Origin of the sequence: Paucilactobacillus nenjiangensis (assembly GCF_008632615.1) — a bacterium.
In the GTDB taxonomy this organism is placed as follows: domain Bacteria; phylum Bacillota; class Bacilli; order Lactobacillales; family Lactobacillaceae; genus Paucilactobacillus; species Paucilactobacillus nenjiangensis.
In genome coordinates, this window is sequence record NZ_CP043939.1 from 1,820,664 (window position 1) to 1,845,137 (window position 24,474).

Below are 24,474 nucleotides of genomic sequence, written 5' to 3' on the forward strand. Positions count from 1 at the left end.
AATACCGCCTATTATATCACGCAAATTTGACTCTTTTTGGTTTTTCTGCAATTTAATAGTCGTACTAGTATTAATTACTAAAAATTTAAGCCAAATAAAAAATGCTAATTTTCGAGTTGAAAATTAACATTTTAAAATAATTAAATTTAAGTTTATTGGTGAATGTAAGTCAAATCAGCAGCACTAATTGTTTGCTCGTTAGGACCTGCAGGACTACTAAAGCCTAAACCACCTTGTGAAATAGTGATTGTGTTGTTAGCAGCATTGTATGATTTAACATAGGCAACGTGACCATAAGAAGCATCAGCTGGCCAGCCACCAACGGATTGTCCACCAGCAAAGGAAACGATAGTTCCAGCAGCTGGTGTACTGTTTACAGTAAAGCCTTCAGCGGCAGCACTGGCACCCCATTGGTTACCATTGCCCCAGTGATTACCTGCCCATGATGCGACAGTCTTAACATACCAAGTACATTGACCCCAGGCGTATGCATTACCTGCTGAATCAGCAGAAACGTGTGTTGAACCAGTTGTAGCAGCTGTATCTTCAGCAGAGGCTGATGAATCAGGAATTTCAATTGATTCGCCAGCAATGATCAAATTAGCATCAGCTAACTTATTAGCTTTAACAATATCATCGATTGAAACGTTGTATTTAGCCGCGTATGCAGACACTGTGTCACCAGATGCGACATTAATGGTAGCGGCGTTAGCCACTTGTGTTCCGGCAACGAATAGTCCTGCTGCACCTACTGTACTAATTAAAGCCTTTGTTGCTGCTGATTTAATCATATTACACTCCTGTATGTTTGTTTGACCTTTAACGGTCTTATTTTATCTTGATTTATCGTATGAGACCAATATTAACATGCTTAGATTTCGCTTAAATACCAGTAGTATTACAGTTATTTACAAAGATTACAGGAATATTGCATAATCATTCACAATCCCCGGTATAATACGGTTTTAATTTTTTAAGTTTTTTTAAAATTTGTGGAATTTTTTTGATTTTTTTATTTCTTTTTGTGTTTTTTCAATAATTATTGACTCAAATTATCGTGTACTGGTTTAAAATAGTCAATTCTTGATAGCTTTTTCAAAAATATCGTTTTATCAATGTACTAAAATCTACACCCAACAAAAAAAGAGCCCGAAGACTCTTTAAAGTTTAATTACATGTTGATATAAAATGAAGGCTTGTAGTATTGCATTGAACCAATCTTCACACTTTGACCAGGTTGTGGTGCGGCAACATATTGGCCATTACCAAGTGAGATTCCTACGTGATAAGGGTTTGAATCTGATCCCCAGAATACAAGTGCGCCAGCAGGTGCATTCGTTACATCATAATGATGTTCACCGATAGTTGCTTGTTCTGATGTGGTACGTTGTGATAATCCATAAGCATATTGAACAAGTCCTGAACAGTCAAATCCTGTAGTTGTGTTTCCACCCCATACATATGGTACTCCGATTTGACCCAAGGCAGTTGCAAGACCTTGTCCAGCAGCAACGCTACTACCTGTTGAAGCAGGTGCTGGTGTTTGTTGATCTGAACTTGAATCAGCAGGTGCAGCTGAAGTAGTGTCAGTAGAAGCAACAGTTGAGTCAGCAACGGCTGATGATGCAACTGCAGATGATTCAACAGCAGATGATTCAACAGCTGATGATGCAACAGTGGTGTCGGCAACAGCTGATGAAGCAACTTCTGAAGTTGCGTCGCTAGTAGCGCCTGGAATTTCAATAGTGTGACCAGCAATGATTAAGTTAGCATCAGCAAGCTTGTTAGCTTTAACGATGTCATCGATTGATACATTGTATTTTGCAGCGTAAGCTGAAATTGTGTCGCCTGATGCAATGTTGATTGTGTCTGCATTAGCTACTTGTGTTCCTACTACGAATACTCCTACTGCTCCTAAAGTACTGATTAATGCTTTTGTTACTACTGATTTACTCATATTACGCTCCTATATTGTTTGTTTAGCCTTGAATGGCTTTTCTTCTTTATTTATCGTACGAGAAATATACTAGCATACTTAGATTTCGTTAAAATGCCAGAAGCGTTACAGATATTTACAAGTATTACAGCAGTATTGCATAATCATTCGTCCACCCCAACATGGCGCGGTTTGAAATTTTTAATTTTTTTAAAAAAATGTGGAAATTTTTTGCCTTTTTTGTGTTTTTTACACTCTTTGGCGTTTTTTATTACCTAAGAAGGCCACAAATGACCCGGCAATTATTACAAGAATTCCGACAATTGTCGTTGGAAGTACGTCCTCACTAAGTAACAGAGCGGCGAATATTGGGGCTAAAGCTGGCTTAATGAAAAAGACTAATGAGGATGTCGAAACGTCAGAGAGTTCCATTGCCATGAAATAAAATGCAAATCCTCCACCTGTGACTCCAACACCAACGAAGAATAATAGCCAGAAATATTGTGGAGTAACATTGTTGAAAAATGGAATTGCACTAAATTGTTTAAGCCAAGAAACGTGATTCATCGCTGTTGCCACTGCTGGAATTTTAGTAATGAACATGATTACCATCAGCTCGACTGAACCAATCAAAAATGTAAAACAGGTCATTGTTATACCGTCAAAACCGCGACGTAGTGATCCATATCTAGAAATGATGCTATACAATCCAAAGGTCAACGCAGATGAAATTGACAGTGTGAGTCCTAGAGGATTCGTTAAATGGGTTGGATTAACAATAATCAGTAACCCAATTAAAGAAACAACTACTGAAATTAAGTTAGCTCGGCCAAGACGTTCTTTTAAAATTAAATTTGAAAAAATTAATGCAAAGACAGGGTTGGAACAAAAAACCACCGCTACAGTCGATGCTTTATCATATGTAATTGCCAATTGAAACAGTGTCATACTGACAACCAGACACATCAAGCCAGTGAGCGCAAACAACTTTAAATCTGCTAAATGAATCATTGAATTGCTCATCCGCAATGAATGAATCGCAAATGGCAAAAGCACAATGCCACCAATTGTAAATCGAATCCAGTTAATTTGGATTGGATTAAATGCCCCTCCTGTTGATTTCAATGTAATTTCCATTAAACTAAAAAGTACCGTTGATAACGCGATGTATAACCCTGTTCTTTTCAAAATATTCTCCTTATTCTCTTATGTAATAAAATAATGGCCGAGACAAGATTATCATCTCATCTCAGCCACATCTATTGTCCAATCTGCACAGACTAAATGTAGTCAATAAGTCTATGATACTACTTTTTTAAATCATCGTTTTGATAATAACCATCAAAATAGGTACCACAATGATGCTAAGTAACGTGGTTTCCGTGACCATGATGGCGGCGTAATCCGCATCCGCATCATACAATTTAGAAACAACTGGCGCATTAGTCATGACAGGCATTGCAGCTTGTAAAATGAAGACTTGTTTCATCAAATCTGACATGCTACTTGGCAAGACTAAAATCATCATTAAAATTGGTGAAAAAATAAATCGACCAATGATAATTCCTAATGAATCAGGATTAAGTCGCATTCGCGAAATACCCGCATTTGATACGGCTATCCCGATAAACAGCATTGATAAAGGAATGGTTAGCCCACCGATATAGTCTAAATCGCTCACGATAAATGCTGGCAATTTAATATGCAAAATTACAAAGATAACTCCGACCACGAAGCCCATCAATGGTGGCGAAAAGACTTTCTTAACAGTGGTCCAGATATCAATTTTAACTTTACCCATCCCATCTTTTTGAATCAGATAAACGCCTAAAGTCCAAAAGAAGGTTGTATTGGCCATGTAATAAACTAAAACGTAGGGTAAGGATTTATCACCAAACAAAGCTAAATTAATTGGTAATCCGACAAACACTGTATTTGAGTTAAAGAACATTGATGAAAAGAGTCCCGCATGTGATTTTTTAATATGTAATGCATTAGACACGGCAAATGACAATGCAAACAATATTAACATTGAAATAACTGGATATCTCAAATCAGGTAACAATGTTTTTAAATCGTGGGCGGTAAAATCACGCATAATGGTGGTGATCATGTATGCTGGTAGAGCAATTTGTGTAACTAACTTTGACAAAAGACGAGTGGAATTTTCATCAAACCACTTTTTTTCTGCCAATATGTATCCAATCACGACCATGATTAGAATAATCAAAACTCCCGAAACACTCGATAAAAAGACTGACACTTCTATGCCTCCAAAATATGTAATGTAAAAAGTATAGCACACGTATCAAGGATTAAATTGCAAAATAAAAAAGCCGTACCACCTGGTAGGGCTTCCATTCTTACTTCCAGGTGTTCAACACTTGGTTAAATTTATTACTGCGATCTGTAATTAATTCTTCTGCTGATAATGATGTTAATGAAGACACATGTTTTTTCAATGCCGATTTTAAATTGATGACTAAATTCTGATTTTCCAATATAGTTTCATCATTTACTCCAATTTTTAACAACTGACTGGCTGTCATTGGAAGATATTCACTGACGTCATCGTCGGTAGTAATAATAGCTGCAACTGCTTCTGGAGAGGCCACGGAAAATAAGGCCGATTCAAGCATTAAAATCCGGTTGGCATTCGATAAAGCTAGTGCCCCACCACTATGACCTTCACCAAGAAAGACAGCAATATTCGGAACGGTCAATGCACCCATTTTACTCATTAAATCTGCAATGGCTTGGCTCTGCCCGTGATCTTCAGAGTCAACACTAGCATCAGCGCCAGGCATATCAATCAGTGAAATCACTGGACGGTGGAACTTTTCTGCCGCCACTATCATTCTTAAAGCTTTACGATAGCCACTGACTCGTACTTGTCCACCATTAAATCGTTGGCGTTCTTGCATACTATGACCACGATTAACTGCGAGTACCGTCACCGGCATGCCTTCAAATAGAGCAATTCCGGCCGTTAGGGCAGGATCATCCCCCAAAACTCGATCTCCATGAATTTCGGTAAAATCCGTCACAATTTGGCTTAATAAGTCAGCACTAGAGATTCGATGACTACTTCTGATAATTTGAAGCTGTTTATCTAGCATGTTTATTCTCCTTGGTGCAATTTCAACATTTTCCCGACATAGTCAGCAATAGCAGCTCGTTCAATCACGTCATCTAACAAGCCATGTTGCTTTAAATGATCAGCATCTTGAAAATCAACTGGTAACTGTTCGTTAGAAATAGTTTCAATCACGCGACGACCCGCAAATCCAATTTGGGTATATTTTTCGGCAATCACAATATCACCTTCAAATGCAAAGCTAGCCGAAACGCCACCCATGGTTGGGTCCGTTAAAACATTCATCGAAAACAAGTCTTGTTGGTCAAAAGCTCGCTTCGCATTGAGAATCGTGTTCATTTGAAGTAATGAATAGATGCCTTCTTGCATTCGCGCTCCACCAGAGGCAATGAAAATGACGATGGGTAATCGTCGTTGTGCACCTTCTAAATACAATTGCTTAATAATCATGCCCACAGCAGTATTCAGCGTTCCCATCATAAAATGAGTGTCCATTACCCCGATTAATGTTGGCTGTGCCTTGATTTTGGCTTGACCAATCACCATTGCTTCATCTAATCCACTTTGCTGATGTGCTTTAGCTAGTTTTTGGGTGTATTCTGGCACATTCAAGTGGTTTGTCGATTCAACATTCGTGTCAATTTGACTAAATGAATTCGCATCAACCACTTGATTAATTCGTTGTTGCGCCGTGAGCCGTAGATAACGATGACAATGTGGACATTGCTTATAAAAGCCCCACTCTAGTTGGTTCACATGAGCATTGCAAAATGGACATTTACTCCACGTTCCATTAGCTGGTAAGTGACTCATATTGTTTCACCATCCCCGCATCTAACGTTTCGATTGTAAATGAGTTTTGCTGATACTTCGTGTTATCCATAATTTGCTGTAACAACTCTAGATTGGTATCAATACCACTGATTCTTACTTCTGACAAAGCTTGTTGCATTTTTTGAATGGCAGCCATTCTAGTCTCACCGTGCACAATGAGTTTTGCTAATAACGCATCATAATATGGCGTAATCTTGTCACCAGTTTGGTAGCCAGTATCAACTCGGACATCGGCTGGCACCTCAAACGTGTCCAAACGTGCTTCTTTTGAATTCAGATTCATGGAAATCCGAGCTTCAATTGCCACTCCACTATGGGTTGGCGTATTTTCACTGGCAATTTTGCCTTGGCCTGAAGCCAGTTGTAGCTGTAATAAAACCACATCTAATCCAGAAGTTGCTTCAGTCACACCGTGTTCAACTTGTAATCGGGTGTTCATTTCTAAGAAATAAAAGCGGTCTTCACAAAACAAAAATTCAACCGTGCCTAGCCCTTGATAACCGACCCCATCAAGCAATTGATGAACTGCTTGACCGAGTTCTCGCCGTTGAGCGCCAGTAATAAAAGTCGCCGTACTTTCTTCAATCACCTTTTGGCGACCGATTTGCAACGTGCAATCACGGTCACCTAAAATTTGAATATGCCCCTTTTGATCACCAATAATTTGAATTTCAATATGGCGCGCTTGGGTTAAAACTTTTTCCAAATAAATTTCACCATTCGCGAACGCAGATTGTGATTCACCTTTGGCTAACTGAACCATATTGTCCAATTCTTCTAGGCGTGTAACTTTTTTGATTCCTTTACCGCCACCACCACGACTGGCTTTGATTAACAAAGGAAAACCAAGTTTTGTCGCTGCTACGGTAATTTTTTCTGTATCGTCGATGACTTGTGTCCCTGGAATAATAGCAACTCCTCGACTCGCTGCAAATTTACGAGCAGACGCTTTATCACCCATCAAGGCAATAATTTCAGACCGAGGTCCTAACCATTGAATCCCGCACTGTTCACACATTTGCACAAACATTCCATCTTCTGCTAAAAAGCCATAGCCCGGATGAATTGCATCAACATTCGCAATCACCCCAGCCATTAAAACTGCTTCACGATTCAAATAAGACGCCGTGGCTGCAGATGACCCAATACAAAAAGCTTCATCTGCCATTTGGACAAATGTCGCATCTTTATCAACAGTCGAATAAACTGCAACTGTTTTTATATTTAATTGTTGGCAAGCCCGAATCAATCGACAGGCAATTTCTCCACGATTAGCAATTAAAACTTTTTTAAACATGACCCTAAATATCCTCGTTTAATTCAATCTCAAATAAGTTTTGGCCGAATTCAACTGCTGCTCCATCAGCAACTAAGACCTTCGTTATTTGACCTTCTACCCCAGCAACTAACTCATTATAGAGTTTCATGCTCTCGATTTGACCTAAGACGGCAGTCTTGTCTACCACGTCACCAACCTTGATTGGCTGCTCATTTTGATGAAAGATGCCAATCATTGGGCTAGTAATGACTTCCGTATCGGAATCAACGATTTGTTCGGAACCATCTCGATCAATTTCCAGTTCGAAATCATCAATTTTAATTCGAGCATGTGTGAAATCTATTTTTTTTAATTGTGAAATTAAAGTATTAATTTGTTTTGCATTCATATCAATTACATCCTAATGAGTATACTACCATAAGCCAAGCCTGCACCAAATCCTGTTAACAATACAGGTTTGTCTGCGTGTTCGAGTGTAGACAAAGTCAACGGAATTCCGGCTGACGATGTATTACCAAACCGTTCAACCGTGTGCGGAAACTTGCCCATATCGACTCCGAGTGTGTCACTTATTTTTTCAATAATTCTTAGATTAGCTTGATGACAAATTACGGCCTCTAAATCATTCCCGCTTAAATGATTTTTTGATAACAATTCCCGCATTTGAACTGGCACCGTTTGGGTGGCGAATTCAAATACCGAACGACCATCTTGATAAAAAGCATCAGTCACCGGAAAATTATCAGCGCTAATGTGAGTAATTGGGTTAACTCGACCGCTATGGATAGTGGTGGCCCCAGTTCCATCAGTTTCAATTTTTTCATCAATTAAAAATTCTTGTGCGGCATCATCGGTTTGGCTCAATAGCGCACCACCAGCTCCATCCCCGAAGAAAACCGTGGATGTTCTGTCTGTAAAATCCATCATTTTGGAATTAACTTCAGCGCTAATCACGATTGCGTGGCGATATAATCCACTACGCATCATTTTATCCGCTACGCTCATGGCATAAACAAACCCCGCACAGGCTGCGCTGAGGTCAAAGGCCATCGCATTTTTGGCATGTAGCTTTCCTTGCACAATTGCAGCAGTTGATGGAGTTAATGAATCTGGCGTAATCGTGGAAATGATAATTAAATCAATCTCTTCAGCGTCAATACCAGCTTGTTCAATTAACTTTTGTCCAACTTGCACCGATAAATCTGACGTGTTTTCCTGATTCATTGCATAGTGACGCGTGTGAATTCCGGTATGGGCCACAATCCAATCATCTGATGTATCCATCAATTCGGCAAGTTCTTCATTGGCTACAATCCGGTCTGGCACATAGCCCGCGGTTGCAGTAATTTTAGCAAAAGTTTCCATCATAATCCCTACTTTCAATTTGCGAACCACTACATTTTATCGTAGCGACATTGAAAATGCTACTTATCTACATAAACCTTTAAACAAACAAAAAGAGTTCGGCTCACACCAAACTCTTTCAATCGTATAATATGCGGCGAAGAGGACTTGAACCTCCACGGACATAATTGTCCACAAGATCCTTAATCTTGCGCGTCTGCCAGTTCCGCCACCGCCGCATCAACGAATACTATCATAGCAAATATTTTTGCAGATGACAATACTCAAATTGATTAAATTAACTTCAATCGGCCACCACATCTAGCACAAACATAGCGCTTCACATTTAATTTTCTGCGCCTCACTACAACATTCCAGCATGATTGGCATTGATAGCGCACCATCTTTGCTTGTTCAGTCGCAGGAATTGGCGCATAACGACTTCCACCAACTTGCTGCAACAATGCTTTAAAGTCATGACTACCATGATGATAATCCTTACCTGTTAAATGTAGATGATAGTGACACAGTTCGTGTAAAATCACACCCACCAAGTTATCCATATCAAATTGATCAATCATTTTCGGATTAATATCAATATGATGATCGTTCAAATGATAGCGGCCACCAGTAGTCCGCAGCCGTTGGTTAAAATAGACATCATGGATAAATGGTCGATTAAATTTTTCAGTCGACAATTTTTGTGTTAAATTTTGTAATTCTAAATTCGTCATTTTTTACTCTTTCGGATCAATCATCGTCAACTGAATTCTTTGTCGATTCAAGTCCACTGAATCAATCCATACTTCCACAATATCGCCAACGGAGACAACTTGCTTAGGATCAGACACAAACTTTTTAGTTAGCTTAGAAACGTGCACCAGACCATCATGCTTCACACCAATATCGACAAAAGCACCAAAATCAACTACGTTTCGCACCGTACCTTCCAGCTTCATGCCTTCGCTCAAATCTTCCATAGTTAAAACATCCTTACGTAATAACGGTGCTGGCATGTTATCACGTAAATCACGGCCTGGATTTTGCAAACTATTTAAAATATCATTCAAAGTTTCCATTCCGACTGACTCGTCAGTTGGTAATTGTTTGGCATTAATTTGTTTGAGTTTGTCAGCTGCTGAATCAGTACCTAACTCTTTAGCATCCACACCGGCTGCGATTAATACTTTTTTGGCCGTGGCATAACTTTCTGGATGAATATCGGTATTATCTAATGGCGTTTTGCCACCAATGATTCTCAAAAAGCCAACTGATTGTTCAAATGCTTTAGGTCCTAAACGTGGAACTTTTTTCAATTCTGTTCGACTATTATAACGCCCATTTTCATCACGATATTTGACAATATTTTCAGCTATCGTTTTCGACAAGCCAGAAATATGCGTCAATAATTGATAACTGGCCGTATTCAGATTAACACCGACACGGTTGACTGCCCGTTCAACAACCACATCCAACTCACTATCTAAATCTTTCGCTGGTAGATCATGTTGATACTGACCCACACCCACCGACTCTGGATTAATTTTGACTAATTCGGCTAATGGATCTTGTAACCGCCGTCCGATGCTGATGGCACTACGTTGTTCAACGTGCAAGTCGGGAAATTCATCCCGTGCTTCTTGACTAGCTGAATAAACTGACGCACCCGCTTCATTGACGATTACATAATAAATGGGTTGTTTGATTTTCGTAATTGCTTCCGCCACAAATAGTTCTGATTCACGACTTGCAGTTCCATTACCAATGGCAATCATTTCAACATGATATTTCGTTAACAAATCAATAAATTCTTGTTGAGCGGCTTGTCGTTTTGCTTCGGGCGCTGGCTTATGTGGATAAATAACAGCTTTTTCTAAAAACTTACCATTTTCATCGATGACCGCCAACTTACATCCAGTACGATAAGCCGGATCAAATCCTAACACAACCTTGCCTTTAATTGGCGCCTGCATCAATAAGTTGTACAGATTTTGACCGAACACTTTAATCGATTGTTCTTGGGCATCGTCTGTTAAACTATTTCGAATTTCACGTTCAATTGCTGGACCAATAAAGCGTTTATACGCATCTTGATAGGCTACTTCAATAAACTGTGTTGCTTCACTATCTGCATGTTTGCCAATCAATCTAAATCTAAAGAAGGTCATTATTGGTTCAGTTTCAACCTTAACTTTGACGGTTAATATTTTTTCTTTTTCACCGCGATTGATGGCCATCGTTCTGGTCGACGACATGCGTTTGATGGGTTCTTCGAATTGATAATATTGTTGATAAACTCCTAATTCGTCAAGCTCTTTACCCTTCGTTTTAACCGTCGTTTCGACTGTCCCATTGGTCATAGTTTGGTTACGAATCCAGTTACGAACAACCGCAATTTCACTAAATGCTTCGGCTAAAATTTCATGTGATCCATCAAGTACAGCTTGGACATCAGGCAATTTTTTCTCAGCATCAACAAATTGCTCGGCTTTGGTGGTTAAACTGTCAGTTGGGAACGACAAGATCCAGTTAGCTAATGGCTCTAAGCCTCTTTCTTTTGCGACCATCGCTTTAGTCTGTCTTTTCTGCTTGTATGGCAAATATAAATCTTCCACATCTTGAATTTTTTCCGCAGATTGAATCTTCTTTTCTAACGTTTCAGTTAGCTTACCTTGTTCAGCAATACTTTTAACAACCGCCGTCTTTCGGTCTTGAAGAGTTGTTACGCGCTTATATTCAGTTTCAATGTCTTGAATTTGGACTTCATCCAAACTACCAGTCATTTCTTTTCGATAACGTGCAATAAACGGCACAGTATTGCCCTCATCCATGAGTTTTAAGACCGTGTTGACTTGCTTGCCGCTAATTCCCTGCAAATTATTTTTAACTAGTTGAACAGTTTGTTCTTCCATTAAGTTTGTATTCCCCTTTATTGAATCTATTCATAACAATACCTCGACTTCAATATGAAATCGAGGTATTTATTTTTCTATCACGAATGCTCTGTAGCTGACCAGTTGGCTTCGCTTTTACTTATTTCCACCATTCATCTTTAACAGTGATTGGAAGGTGGCGTTTGTGTTGGGTTTTATTATACCAATTTTCAATGGTTGCAGCTGATTTGGCTGGTACTTCACGGCCTTCCAAATAGTCATCGATATCGTCATACTTTACCCCTAATGCGACTTCATCAGGTAAAGCGGGTCGATCATCTTCAAGATCTGCTGTCGGTACTTTAACGTATAAATGTTCAGGTGCATCAAGAGCTTTAAGCAATGCTTTCCCTTGACGTTTGTTTAAACGCCAGAGTGGCGTCACATCTGCTCCGCCATCCCCAAACTTAGTATAAAATCCGGTGACCGCTTCGGCAGCATGATCAGTTCCAACCACCGCTGCATTAAATCCGCCAGCAACCGAATATTGAGCAATCATTCGTTGGCGGGCCTTAATGTTACCACGATTAAAATCAGACACAGTAATGTTGTTTTCTTCTACCGCAGCGACAGTTGCATCTACTGCTTCTTTAATATTTACTCGAACAGTTTTGTCGGGTTGAATATACTCAATTGAAGCCATTGCATCCGATTCATCGGCTTGACTTCCATATGGCAAACGAACCGCAATAAATTGATAATCACTGTTGCCCGTCTCTTTACGTAATTCTTCCATGGCCAATTGTGATAACTTACCTGCTAGTGAAGAATCTTGTCCACCTGAAATTCCGAGGACTAATCCTTTTAGCCCAGTCTTCAATAAATATTGTTTCAAAAAATCAATACTATTTCTAATCTCTTCTTGAACATCAATCGTTGGTTGTACTTGTAACGCATTGATGATTTCAGTTTGTTTTGGACTCATTCTCTCACCTCATTAAAAATTCAACTTATTTACATAATCACGAACTTCGTTAATAATCTCCATTTTATTATCAAAACAGTTTTGCGACAAGTCAACAGGATAAATTTGTGGATTCAAATCACGTTTATATTCATCCCATAATAAGTTTAAGCGTGCTTGCGATCCCTTCTTAATATCTTCCAAAGAAGGTAAGTCATAGGTTAATTTGCCATTCTCATAAATTGGCTGCAACACAGCGCGAGCTTCAAAATTATCAACCGTCTTGTTGATATACGTGTAATCTGGGCTAAACATATAAATTGAATCTTGAGCTTGTGGATCTTCATCAAATAACGTGATGTAATCACCTTCTGATTTGCCATCCCCGGTGTCAGTAATTCGCCAAACCTGTTTCTTACCTGGAGTTGAAACCTTCGAAGCATTACTAGAAATTTTGATGGTATCAATCATTTTGCCATCATCATTTTCAAATGACACTAACTTATAAACGGCACCCAAAGCTGGTTGATCAAAAGCAGTAATCAACTTAGTACCCACGCCCCAAACATCAATCTTTGCGTGTTGCATTTTCAAGTTCAAAATTGTCTTTTCATCTAAATCGTTGGAAGCATAAACTTTTGCATCAGGAAAACCAGCTTCATCCAACATTTCACGCACACGTTTTGAAATGTAGGCCATATCACCACTATCAATGCGAACTCCTTGGAAATTAATCTTGTCTCCCATTTCCTTCGCTACTCGAATTGCGTTTGGCACCCCACTCTTTAACGTATCAAATGTGTCCACCAAAAAGACACAATCACGATGGGTTTCGGCGTATGCCATGAAAGCATCATAATCGTTCATATAAGCTTGCACTAGTGCATGGGCATGAGTTCCACTAATTGGAATATTAAATAGCTTCCCAGCACGAACGTTACTAGTCGCATCAAAGCCACCAATATAAGCCGCTCTGGTCCCCCAGATGGCTGCATCCATTTCTTGTGCACGACGAGAACCAAACTCCAGAACTGGATCAGTCCCCACGACTGATTTAATTCGGGCTGCTTTGGTCGCAATCAAGGTTTGATAATTAATAATATTCAAGATTGCTGTTTCAATTAATTGACCCACCATCAATGGTGCATCAACTTGAATAATCGGTTCATTGTTAAAGACAAGTTCGCCTTCAACGGCACTGTTAATTGAGCCTTCAAATTTAAAATCTTTTAAATAATCCAAAAAGTCATCATCAAATTGGTTCGTTGTTCTTAAATATTCGATATCACTCTTTGAAAAGGTTAACTGTTCGATATATTCCACAACTCTTTGTAGGCCTGCAAAAACTGCATAACCATTCTTAAACGGCATGTCGCGGAAATACGCTTCAAAAACAGCTCGGCGCTGACCGATTCCTTTTTTCCAATACGTTTGCATCATACTGAGTTCGTATGCGTCCGTATGTAATGTGCAACTGTCATCTGGAAATTGGTAACTCATGATTAGGTACCCTCCGTAATTTTATTACTGTAAATACATAACGCTATCATTTTACCACGTTTGGCCATCATTGATGAAATAACAATATTAATTACGATTGAACAAAAAACGAAGCCTCATTATTCGGCTTCGCTCATAATAGTTATCTTAAATTATTCTTTCGTAAACACGTGGTGCGATAGTCGATAGGAGACATCACATGCCGCCGCCACCGCGGTTTCATGGGTCACGATGATGACACACTTATCACGTTCATGCGCGATTCTTTGGAAGAGTTCAATTACTTCTGCGGTATTGTCTTCATCCAAATTCCCAGTGGGCTCATCAGCAACAATCACTTGGGCATCTAACACTAATGTCCTGGCAATTGCCACCCGTTGTTGTTGTCCACCGGATAAGTGTTGCATATTTTTATCCATTTGTAATTCAGATAGTCCTAATTGACGCAACATATCTCGGGCATATTCTTTATCACCCTTATGTTCAGCGTTGGTTACAGCCATGGCCGTCATTAAATTATTGAGTGGTGACATGTAAGTAAAGAGATTATATGATTGAAAAATTACTGACACGTCTTTTTTGCGGTAATTGTTTAAACCGATGCGTTTCAAATCACTGCCATTGAATTCTATCGAACCCATTTTAGGCGTATCAAGACCAGCCAACAGTGATAGAAAAGTTGTTTTACCTGAACCACTTTGTCCAACAATCGCATATAACTTACCAGTGTCAAATTCTAAATTGACTTCTTCAAATAAAATATTATCTGGATTGTCGTACCAGTATCCTAAGTCTTTCGTCGCTAACATATAAATACCTCCATTTAATCAATTGACACTTTCTTGGGCTGTAATCGGAGTATTCCGCCGGAAGCGAGTAAGACCGATAGGAACATAATTGCGAGACCAAAGCCTCCCAGTTCAACCATCTCAACCACTGATAAGTTTACATCAATGTCAGTGTCGCTTGTCGAAGTCCCAGCGGTTGCCCCACCAGACATACCACCACTTGGCTTGGAACCACCGGCCATACTGCCGCCACCGCCACCACTTGGCTTACCACTCATTTGCACGTTCTTATCACCTGGAGCTGAAATTGTACCGGCCGAGGTTGCTGCTTGTGATGAAACTAATTGTGAACCAAGCTTGTCACCAACGATCTTACCACCGATTCCAGCAACAGCTAACCCAACGACTAAAATGATGACCATTTCAGTAAATAGTTGACCAATAATTTTCCATCGTTGTTCACCCATCGACAGTAAGATGCCAATTTCATGGCGACGTTCTCGAACCATCAAGATTACAATCAAAGCTAAGATAATGGTCCCGGCAATTGACACAAGCCAGACGATTTTATTTGAAAATGACTTAACACTGCTCATGGCTGATTTAACAGTTTGATAACTAGCATCATTTGTTGCCAAAGTGTATTTGGAATTGTTGATGATTTTGTTACCAGCGGTTTTCACACTACTAATCTTTGATGGTTCCGAAATTGTAAAGGTAACTGAATCTGCAGTATTAGCGTACTTAGTCCCCTTAATTGTGTTAGCTAGCGTGTATGATCCATAAATTGTATTGCCAGGATCACTGGCGCCGGGGCCCATTTGAGTCGATGAACTTGAACTAGACTTATAAATTCCAACAACCTTTAGTTTGTAAGACTTGCTACCAGAAGCCGACTTGACGGTAATGGTGTCACCAACACTAATGTTTTCTTGTTTGGCTAATTCGGACTCAATGGCCACATTGTTAGTATTCTTATCTGAGGCAGTGATTCCGCGTCCCTTAGTGATTTTATTGGTTCCATCAGTAAACGAAGTTGATGAGGCAGTATTCGTTAACCCACTAATTGAAATATCACCACTACTAGACGAATCTGAACCACCTTGCTGGTTAGAACTACTTGTCGTCGTAATTGCATCAAAACTTGACGCGTTAACGGAAGCCGTTGCCGAAACATTATAACTCGCAACATGGTTTAATTTAGCAATCTTAGCAGCATCACTCAACTTAACTGAAGACATTTTAACTGTCTTTTTCGTCGTCGAGGAACTACTAGCTTGAGATTTACTAAATGCTGCCTCACGATTGGCAGACAACGTTAAGGTCGCCCCCACATTAGCTTTGGCATTTTTAATTGCCGAATCGGCTGCATTATTAATTAGTAACCCTGCTAAAACGAAAAGCATAATGGCAGAAGTGATAACTGCTAACAATACTGTTCTACCTTTCTTAGCGACTAAACTAAGCCAAGCTCGTTTAACAAAATTCATACTTGTTTCCTCCTGATAATTAATTCATAAGAACACTTTACTGAATAAAAATGACTTATTTATGAATTTAGTTAGCTCGTTTCATGGATTTTATCGCAAGAAAAAAGCGGTCAGCCAAATTTAGCCGAACCACTCTCGTCATTTCATTACATATTTCGATGTTTAGTAGATAGATAATCGTGCTCAACAAATTAATTCTCTCGCTTAGCTCGTAAAGCAAATACCCGATAGCTAAATTACGTTCAATAAGTCTGCAATTTCCGCCTAGTCATCAATGCCACCCATAACATAATCATGCTTACCTAATTAATTCTCTCGCTTAGCTCGTAAAGCAAATACCCGATAGCCAAATTACGTTCAATAAGTCTGCAATTTCCGCCTAGTCATCAATGCCACCCATAACATAATCGTGCTCACCTAATTAATTCTCTCGCTTAGCTCATAAAACAACTAACCGATAGACCCGGCTAATTGTTTTACTTTGCAAATGCTCCAGAATTGAACAATTAGGTTCACACTCTGGGCTATCTTTCCAACACGAATTCAAACCGATCTCCAACGTATTGGGTATGAACATATTCAAAGGGACGCCCATCTTGAAGATATGATAATTGGCGGACACGAAGCAAAGCATCCCCGCGTTTTACTTCCAGATGTTCGGCGATTTTTTCGGATGCTGCCATCGCTGACACGGTTTGCATCGCTTTCCCAGGGAAAAGCTTTGCCTTATTTTCTAATGAACTATAAAGGGAGGTCGTGATTTCTTCTTTAGTCAGCCCAGAAATTAAGTCAGATGGAATCGTCGCAATTTCAAAACAAATTGGGACGCCACTACCATAACGAATTCGTTCCATTCGTAACACCTTTTGACCATTTTTCAACTTCAATTGATCAATTTCACTTTGAGATGGCATCGTCATATGGTAAGAAATCGTCTTACTAGAGGCTACTTTACCAGCAGCCTTCATTAAATCGGTAAAACTGGTCACTCCAGACATTTTTTCTTGAACCTTTTGATTGGAAACATAGGTTCCAGAACCAACTCGTCGTTCAAGAATTCCTTCGTCAACCAATGTTTGGATGGCCTGTCGTAGCGTCATTCTGCTCACATCAAATTGAAGTGAAAGTTCACGTTCAGCAGGTATTTTAGCACCAACTGCCCACTTGCCGTCCTCAATCTCTGCTTTGATTTGATTATGAATTTGAATGTATACCGGTGAGGCCATATGTCAGTTCCTCCGCTATTTAAGAATATCGAAAGTCTATACCAATTTTAATTAATTGTCAAAGTGACGTCCATAACTATACACACGTTCAACATCTAAGGTACTGTTCATGATATTCAAGTCAGCATCTTTGCCAACTTCTAGGGTTCCTTTATCATCCAAGCCAAATTCGGTTGCTTGGTTGACAGATGACATCTTGACTGCATCTTCAATGGTACAGTTCATGAATGAAATAGCATTCTTAAAGGCATCATTAAACGTCAAGACGGAGCCAGCTAAATTGCCTGATTCCAAACGCGCTTGCTTATCCTTAACGATAACTTTTTGGCCACCTAATTCACTTTCGCCCTCAGGCATTCCTTTAGCACGCATTGAATCTGTAACCAATTCAATTTTATCGGCACCCTTTTGTTCAAAGGCCAAACGCAACATATCAGGGACAATATGGAAACCATCACAAATTAATTCACAATACATATCATCTTCAAGCATGGCATGTCCAGTTACACCTGGTTCACGATGCTTAAATTCACGTTGTGCGTTATACAAATGAGTCACGTGAGTTGCACGACTAGCTAACATTTGTTCACGGGTTGCATTACTGTGGCCGGCTGATGGGACAATGCCGTGTTCCAAACAATAATCTTCAAAGACACGTGCACCCTTATCTTCAGGTGCGTACGTAATTAAACGAACTAAATGATTAGATAGTTCATTCCAGTGGTCCAATAGTTTTGGATCAGGATCTTTGATGTATTTTTCGGGTTGGGCACCCTTATAAATTGCCGCAATAAATGGGCCTTCCAAATGAGTTCCCTTAATCACAGGGTTAACTTTGGCTGCTTCAGCAACCCCCTTCATAGCATGATCAATAGCTTGATCTGATTGAGTCATTGTTGTTGGGAAAATGGTGGTAATCCCTTCGTGTATCATTTTGTTAACCATTGTATTAATTTCGTCAGCATTTCCATCCATCGTGTCCAGACCATAGCCACCATGTGTATGCACATCAATAAATCCAGGGATAATTTTTTTACCGCTTACAAATTCGACTTGATCACCTGCTTGCGCCCGAAATTCACTCATTGGACCGACTGCTTCAATTTGCTTATCAAAGCGAATAAAGCCGTCACGAATTAATTCTAACCCTGTATAAATTTGTGCATGTTTTAATACGATACTCATGCTTGATTACACTCCTAATTTTTAATCTACTTTTTTGTCCTGACCAATTGTAGCGTCGATACATTTAATAATTGAAGTCATAAAGCCGGCTTCTTCCATCGCTAGTAACCCGCGAACTGTACTTCCACCTGGTGAAGAAACGGCGTCAACAACATCCATTGGTGTTTCGCCTGATTCTGTCACTAACTGTGCAGAACCTTGAACAACAGATGCGGCAATTTCAGTGGCCGTTTGTTTGCTCAAGCCGTATTTCACCCCAGCACGACTCATTGCATCAATGAAATAGGCCACGTAAGCAGGTCCACTTCCAGCCATCGCACTAAAAATACTAAATTTATCTTCTGGCTGTTCACTGACAGACCCAATTGCTTCAAATAGCCCAACTGCTTGTTTCGTTTGAGCTTCATTGAGTTGTTCATTCGCATGGATTGCAGTCATCCCTGCTGTTATTTCGACATTTACATTTGGTAATGCACGTAAAATAGGTGTGTTATAACCTGTCAATTCTTCTAACCGTTGGATACTCATCCCTCCAACAATCGAAATCAAAACTTTGTCTGTCAGTACATCATTGACTTCTCGAAGTACGTCAGCTGCACGATCCGGTGTCACTGCCAGCACTACATAATCTGAATTTTGTACAACTTCTTTATTTGTACTAGCAGCCACTAAGCCTTTTGCCTGAGCAAATGGTTCGTAATTGTTAGCATGTGCACTATGGAGATAGATATCTGAACCAGAAACATGGTTCGCTTTTAACAAGCCGTTGATAATTGCTTTCGCCATTTCACCGGCGCCAATAAATCCAACCTTCATGTAAATATCATCCTTTCAATTTGACTAGTGTCATTGTACCACGATTTAGAGGTCTATACCAATTTAATTTCAACTTGCAAGATAGTTTTCATCTTTTCAGGGGCCGTTTTTCTTGGATCAGACAAATAAATTTCATCGTGTTCATGCGAAACCCGTTGGTATCCTTCAGTCTTTAAATAGTCTTCGAGTTTAGCAAAACTGACTGGTTCTTCATCAAATGGACCAACATGCAAAATTTGGCTGACCTGTTTACCTTTAATTGTTTCGAACCTCACCTGTTTAAGTAACGCCGCATCAACTTTCTCAGCTGCTCGTTGTTTAGCTTTTTCTGCTACTGCCGCAGTCACAAACTCAGGCTGTTTAATGCCAATCGTGTATTTAAAATAATCTTTTTTCATCGGCGTCTGATTAAGATACTGCTCTTGAATTGACCAATGTCCTTGTAATGGATAGACCGTATATTCTTGATACCCATCAATCTCCCAATCATTGCGATAGCTCATTCGAATCGCATATGATAACGGATAAAGGGTTTGTACGCGCTGGGCAAAGTCGGCTTGGTTAGGATCACCCAGGCCATCAATTAAAAAATAATGTTGATCTGGCAAGGTTAGAATTCTTGCCTTTTTCCGTGTTGAGTACCAGGGTTCCGTTTTCTTCCATTCAATTTTTGTCATATGAATTCTTCCATTTACTATCTTAAAGATAACGATTATCTGCGGTTATTTCAAACAAAAAACTACCCTACAAACTGTAGGATAGTTGGATGAATTAGTCAGCTAGCTTAATTTTATTAAATTGTGTATTTTGCACGATTTTTTCAAACGCAATTAATTCTTTTTTGTCAGGCAAATTTGGCCAAACAACTTGTGGAATTTTGACAAAATCAGAATAAACGTCAGTCATGTAGATGTCTGTGTGATCAGACAAGCAGTCATCGATGTGAATCGAAGGATAACGGCGTAACAACATTTTGACGTAATCAGCATACGCAAAACTATTGGCATAATCCAAGGCAATATTAACGTTCTTATCAACCGAATCATCGGGAATAATTTCCATAAACCCAATTAAATAATTATATTTTAAATAATTCAAAGATTGTTCTTCTAAATCTAAGTCAAAAGTCGTAATTAATTTATCTACATACTGATCCGACACCAATGAACGTTGTGGATACTTGGCCACTAGACTTTGATAAACGCTATCAGGAACACCATTGATAAAGCCCAAGTCAAAAATCAATAACCATTCGTTGAGCCGCAAAATATACCCAATTTTTTGATCAATTTCAGCTGGACTAAATCCGTGATCGGATGCATTAATTTCCAGCAACTTATCAAGAAAAGTATATAAAGAATGATTCTTTTTTTGAATATAGCTATCAAATTCAACAAATTGGCCATACTTAGCTGGATCTTTAACGACGATTTGGCTATAACAGATACTTAGTAAAAAGACTGCCTCAGTCAATGCGTCAACGTCATCATCTTGAGCAAACTGCTTGTAAATCAATGAAAATTCATTCGCCAATTCTTCAGTCTTCAGCGTCATTGGCACTGAGTAGTTCTTTAAGAAGTTTTTATTCTTAATCCGCATCAATTGCACTGAAATACAGATTCTTAATTTCGCGGTATTCGCGTGTGACAAATCAAACGGCATTTTGCTGGCAATCAGATTAATAAACTCTGTGACTGTTTCTGAAACCTCAGGAAATGGATCCCGGACATCAGTGTAGTATGAGTAAAAGAGACTAGCTAATTTGCGACGTTTCACATATTCAAAATTATCAATGTAAGTCGGTACCATAGCGAAAACCGTTTTGCGTTCAAGTAACGGTTCCAATTCTTTTCTTAAATGATAATAGTTAGGCTGACCAATCCCGTTATCTTCTAAGAAATCGTGTAGCTTGTATCTGTTATTTTCAAACTGATTATATCTCATGATTTTAAATGAGTTTGAATTAACGATATATTCCAAACGAATAATTTTAATATGCGAACAAGTTAAATTTTGCGTAGTTAAATAATTATTTTCATACTTAAATGACACATCTGGATCAACGATATGTTGATTAATTTCTGTGTCTAATTCTTCAATTAGATTCTGCAATCTAAACTGAGACACCCCAGTTTGTTTGATAATATCTTTGTCCAATATTGAATGGTTTGGCAAATTAACTAAGATATTCAATATTTGAATTTTAATTAGCTCAGTATCGCGAAAAACAGCGTCCTTAACCATAACTTCTAACACTCCCCCAAAAATATTATATTATAGTAAGTTTCATGATATTTATCTATTTGTTTGTTATTATACCTTAAATATCCCGTCATTCAAGCCTACTCAACTTGTTTTTATAATATATTTGTCAAAATCAATTTAACCAGCTCTAATTAAAGTTGTTATTTTTTCATCATATTGGTCGCTTTTGTCGATTAAATTAGTTTATTTATCTTTTAAAAAAGCAAAAATTACATCGCTAAATTTGGCAGTTTAGCCTCACAATATTCATATTTAGTTGGTAGCATTTATAAAGACTAAACAGCGGAGGCATTTTTTAATGACAGATAACAAGCCATAACCTTATCTACACGAGGTTGATTTGATGCGACTACTTTTCATCTCTGGTGTCTTAATGAACCACGTCACCACCGCTTTCATCCACAGTATGAGTCACGGATCATTCAGTCGATTATTTTTAGAGTCGTCTCATCTCTCACTACATTTCACGCGCTTTGACTTCATGTTTATCAGCGGCTTAGTCCTCGTCTACCAATACCAAAACAGCAGCGATTTTATGCTTAATTTTTGGTATAAACGCGCCCGCCGTGTTGGCATCCCCTACTTATTTTGGAATCTCACTTTGATGCTTCCTACCGTTATTTATCAAGCTCGTTCCTTTACTTGGCATCGTTATTTGAATCATCTCTGGCCCGCTTTAATTCATGGAAATAAATTCTATATGTACTTTTTATTTGTCATCATTCAATTTTATCTTTTGTTTCCATTCTTTTTAAAATGGTGGCATTGGCTTGACCGCCAAGGATTAGTCCTGGGCATCAGTTTTCTTGCCCAATTAATTTTATCGTTGGGTATCAAATATCTTTTTCCTGGTGTTGATCGTAGCAGTTGGCCATTTTTCTTCCGCTCATACGGAATGAATGTATTTACGTATCAATTTTATTTTATTTTTGGCGCCTATACCGCCACTCACTACCAACAGCTGACCAATCTTTGGTTAAAATATCAACGGTTACTGTGGAGTGCCACCGACATTTTAGCTATTGGTACCTTTGGTTTGTTTTTCTACAACCGCCAAATCCTGCATTTATCCCTAGGTAGAACCGAATTAATTCACCAACCCTATTTACTCATTTATGGCATCCTCACTGTGTGCGTTACTTGGCTCCTGGGCCACCACTTACTTGCCAAAAAAAGCAGCCACTTAAATCATTTGATTAAACTCAGTTCACGATATTCATTTGGCATGTACCTAACCCAGACGATTCCATTAATGGGGCTTTATGGCTTATTAAGTTTAGTTTCATTACCCTCTTGGGGTATTTTACTGCTACTCCCGATTGGCTATCTTTTTGTTTGGGGTTGTGCCTGGGGAATTAACGCGCTCCTTGGTCATTTTAAAATCACTAGTTATGTCGTCGGGCTCTCGACTCTGCATCAACAAAATAAAGCGCGAATGTAACACAAATCGCGCAGTCATGACTTTGGTTGAACGACTCTCCAAAGTTGAAATCATTCTTAACATTCATCATCGTACTGCCGAATGTGTTAACACTCACCTTGATCAATGGCTTGCCAAAATACCACGGCACCTCTTCAAGTCCATCACATTTGATAATGGTAAAGAGTTTGCCGAATGGCGTGAGATCGCTAATAAGTATGATATTAGTACCTACTTTGCAGAAGTTGGTGCTCCCAATCAGCGGGGGTTAAACGAAAACAATAATGGTATTATTCGACGTGATGGGCTAAAGAAGGGTATGGATTTTCGTTCACTACCTGATGAATTAATCCAGCAAATTATGACACACCGTAATAACATTCCACGCAAGTCACTTAATTACCAAACACCTTTAGAAGTATTCATGAAGCATATTACAGATAGCCGATTTCTAATTTAAATTGACATTCCGGGTCTAATAAAATAGACGTGGAATGTTTTTCCACTAACCAGATTAGGATACTTGGCTGGATCTTGAAGTGTTGACGACCCAATTTGAAGCTTGACACCGTTATCTAATGTGGCGTCCAAACTAACTACGTCGCCAGATACAACAGACGATACATCAACATTAAAGGATTTAACTTCGGCTGGTTCTTGTCCACCCTTTAGAGTAACCGAATTAACTTGGAAACTACCGTCTGCTTGTTTTTCAACGTAGTGTGCAGTATCACCATTTAATAGTGAGGCAGCATCAATGACGGTGACCATTTGATCTAAATTTTCTCTGTCAGAAATTCTTGGTTCAATTACACCAGTATATTGTCCATTTTCATCCATCGCCTGTGATGGATTTATTTTGGCAGCATTTCCCACGTTAATAGGATCATAATCCTTGTCTGTCGCAGTCGATGCATCTACTGTATCATTAATTCCAGTTGTTTTAGTTGTTTGGTTTTCTGGAACTGCACTGGTGACTGATGTGGTCACGTCTGCAAAGACAGTTGTGTTATTAGTATCAGTCACAACTCCCAACGCCAGCGCTCCTAAGACAACCCCTGAAAATAGCACAGTGTTTCTTAACTTTCTACTCTTCATATTAATTCCTCCAAATTTTTCCAACCCTATACCCGACTCCAAATATTCCTAAAGCTTATGATTCGGACTGTTTCAACCCATTGTAATCAATTGAACCAATTCGATACCACACGATACCATAGGCCATTGTGTTAAATTTCTCACATTGTTACTCACCTAAAACAATAAAATGATAAATAGGCGTAACATTCAAAAACAGTTTTAAAAGCAACTCATTTTTTTGTTCCACAAGTAGCTTTACCTTTTTATTATTGTATTTATCCAATTATTTTATAATATCTTCAATAAATTGTTATAGATTAAATATGTAACTAATTATTTTAATATTCGTCTTATTACCGCTATAATCATGTTGTAAA

At 38.9% G+C, this 24,474-nt stretch carries 21 protein-coding genes, 1 tRNA gene and 2 pseudogenes; 2 read left to right on the plus strand and 22 right to left on the minus strand.

Annotated features, from left to right (window positions below; genetic code table 11):
- Nucleotides 1-152: 152 nt before the first annotated feature.
- From F0161_RS11890 to F0161_RS09490, 21 genes and pseudogenes are all read right to left on the minus strand, one after another.
- Nucleotides 153-503: pseudogene (locus F0161_RS11890) on the minus strand (CHAP domain-containing protein); the annotation flags it as partial.
- A 668-nt stretch (nucleotides 504-1,171) separates the two neighbouring features.
- Nucleotides 1,172-1,957 carry a C40 family peptidase gene (locus tag F0161_RS09395; RefSeq protein ID WP_150204404.1) on the minus strand — a complete coding sequence of 262 codons (786 nt, stop codon included), beginning with the start codon at nucleotides 1,955-1,957 and terminating at the stop codon, nucleotides 1,172-1,174.
- Nucleotides 1,958-2,185: 228 nt separating this feature from the next.
- Nucleotides 2,186-3,124, minus strand: a complete 939-nt coding sequence (locus F0161_RS09400; protein WP_150204405.1) for a DMT family transporter — start codon at nucleotides 3,122-3,124, stop codon at nucleotides 2,186-2,188.
- Nucleotides 3,125-3,251: 127 nt separating this feature from the next.
- Complete coding sequence (locus F0161_RS09405; protein ID WP_137601374.1) at nucleotides 3,252-4,199, minus strand: AEC family transporter; 948 nt, start codon at nucleotides 4,197-4,199, stop codon at nucleotides 3,252-3,254.
- Between the two features lie 100 nt (nucleotides 4,200-4,299).
- The gene (gene accA, locus F0161_RS09410) at nucleotides 4,300-5,055 is read right to left on the minus strand and encodes a carboxyltransferase subunit alpha (protein WP_150204406.1); all 756 of its coding nucleotides are present in this window, start codon (nucleotides 5,053-5,055) and stop codon (nucleotides 4,300-4,302) included.
- A gap of 2 nt (nucleotides 5,056-5,057) precedes the next feature.
- Entirely contained in the window at nucleotides 5,058-5,846 is a 789-nt protein-coding gene (locus F0161_RS09415; RefSeq protein ID WP_137601376.1) for an acetyl-CoA carboxylase carboxyltransferase subunit beta, read from the minus strand.
- Complete coding sequence (locus tag F0161_RS09420) at nucleotides 5,827-7,164, minus strand: ATP-binding protein (RefSeq protein ID WP_150204407.1); 1,338 nt, start codon at nucleotides 7,162-7,164, stop codon at nucleotides 5,827-5,829. The genes F0161_RS09415 and F0161_RS09420 overlap by 20 nt, the downstream gene beginning before the upstream one ends.
- 4 nt (nucleotides 7,165-7,168) lie before the next feature.
- On the minus strand, nucleotides 7,169-7,534 hold the full coding sequence (locus F0161_RS09425; protein WP_150204408.1) for an acetyl-CoA carboxylase biotin carboxyl carrier protein: 366 nt from the start codon (nucleotides 7,532-7,534) through the stop codon (nucleotides 7,169-7,171).
- Between the two features lie 5 nt (nucleotides 7,535-7,539).
- Complete coding sequence (locus F0161_RS09430; RefSeq protein WP_150204681.1) at nucleotides 7,540-8,511, minus strand: beta-ketoacyl-ACP synthase III; 972 nt, start codon at nucleotides 8,509-8,511, stop codon at nucleotides 7,540-7,542.
- 132 nt (nucleotides 8,512-8,643) lie between these two features.
- Nucleotides 8,644-8,729: transfer RNA gene (locus tag F0161_RS09435), tRNA-Leu, on the minus strand.
- 54 nt (nucleotides 8,730-8,783) lie between these two features.
- Nucleotides 8,784-9,224, minus strand: coding sequence for a SprT family protein (locus F0161_RS09440; protein ID WP_150204409.1), 441 nt, complete (start codon nucleotides 9,222-9,224; stop codon nucleotides 8,784-8,786).
- Nucleotides 9,225-9,227: 3 nt separating this feature from the next.
- Complete coding sequence (locus F0161_RS09445; RefSeq protein ID WP_150204410.1) at nucleotides 9,228-11,402, minus strand: Tex family protein; 2,175 nt, start codon at nucleotides 11,400-11,402, stop codon at nucleotides 9,228-9,230.
- Between the two features lie 121 nt (nucleotides 11,403-11,523).
- On the minus strand, nucleotides 11,524-12,348 hold the full coding sequence (nadE, locus tag F0161_RS09450; protein WP_137601381.1) for an ammonia-dependent NAD(+) synthetase: 825 nt from the start codon (nucleotides 12,346-12,348) through the stop codon (nucleotides 11,524-11,526).
- 12 nt (nucleotides 12,349-12,360) lie between these two features.
- Nucleotides 12,361-13,827 (minus strand): nicotinate phosphoribosyltransferase, encoded by a 1,467-nt coding sequence (locus tag F0161_RS09455; protein ID WP_150204411.1) that lies wholly within the window; start codon nucleotides 13,825-13,827, stop codon nucleotides 12,361-12,363.
- 152 nt (nucleotides 13,828-13,979) lie between these two features.
- Nucleotides 13,980-14,636, minus strand: a complete 657-nt coding sequence (locus tag F0161_RS09460) for an ABC transporter ATP-binding protein (RefSeq protein ID WP_150204412.1) — start codon at nucleotides 14,634-14,636, stop codon at nucleotides 13,980-13,982.
- 14 nt (nucleotides 14,637-14,650) lie between these two features.
- Nucleotides 14,651-16,105 (minus strand): ABC transporter permease, encoded by a 1,455-nt coding sequence (locus tag F0161_RS09465; protein WP_150204413.1) that lies wholly within the window; start codon nucleotides 16,103-16,105, stop codon nucleotides 14,651-14,653.
- 524 nt (nucleotides 16,106-16,629) lie between these two features.
- On the minus strand, nucleotides 16,630-17,331 hold the full coding sequence (locus F0161_RS09470; RefSeq protein ID WP_137601385.1) for a GntR family transcriptional regulator: 702 nt from the start codon (nucleotides 17,329-17,331) through the stop codon (nucleotides 16,630-16,632).
- 51 nt (nucleotides 17,332-17,382) lie between these two features.
- A complete protein-coding gene (gene nagA, locus F0161_RS09475; RefSeq protein ID WP_150204414.1) occupies nucleotides 17,383-18,516 on the minus strand; it encodes an N-acetylglucosamine-6-phosphate deacetylase in 1,134 nt (377 codons plus the stop codon).
- Between the two features lie 21 nt (nucleotides 18,517-18,537).
- Complete coding sequence (gene proC / locus F0161_RS09480) at nucleotides 18,538-19,332, minus strand: pyrroline-5-carboxylate reductase (RefSeq protein WP_170175900.1); 795 nt, start codon at nucleotides 19,330-19,332, stop codon at nucleotides 18,538-18,540.
- Nucleotides 19,333-19,385: 53 nt separating this feature from the next.
- Nucleotides 19,386-20,009, minus strand: coding sequence for a GyrI-like domain-containing protein (locus tag F0161_RS09485; protein ID WP_150204415.1), 624 nt, complete (start codon nucleotides 20,007-20,009; stop codon nucleotides 19,386-19,388).
- Between the two features lie 94 nt (nucleotides 20,010-20,103).
- Nucleotides 20,104-21,588, minus strand: coding sequence for a hypothetical protein (locus F0161_RS09490; protein ID WP_150204416.1), 1,485 nt, complete (start codon nucleotides 21,586-21,588; stop codon nucleotides 20,104-20,106).
- 349 nt (nucleotides 21,589-21,937) lie between these two features.
- On the opposite strand from F0161_RS09490, the gene F0161_RS09495 reads away from it, so the two are divergent.
- Together F0161_RS09495 and F0161_RS09500 are read left to right on the plus strand one after the other, a co-directional pair.
- Nucleotides 21,938-23,038 (plus strand): acyltransferase, encoded by a 1,101-nt coding sequence (locus tag F0161_RS09495; protein WP_225423115.1) that lies wholly within the window; start codon nucleotides 21,938-21,940, stop codon nucleotides 23,036-23,038.
- 10 nt (nucleotides 23,039-23,048) lie between these two features.
- Nucleotides 23,049-23,477: pseudogene (locus F0161_RS09500) on the plus strand (IS30 family transposase); the annotation flags it as partial.
- Here the strand turns inward: F0161_RS09500 and F0161_RS09505 are convergent.
- Nucleotides 23,474-24,115: a hypothetical protein gene (locus F0161_RS09505; protein WP_150204418.1), complete on the minus strand. Its 642-nt coding sequence runs from the start codon at nucleotides 24,113-24,115 to the stop codon at nucleotides 23,474-23,476. The pseudogene F0161_RS09500 and the gene F0161_RS09505 sit on opposite strands and share 4 nt — an antisense overlap.
- Between the last annotated feature and the right edge of the window lie 359 nt (nucleotides 24,116-24,474).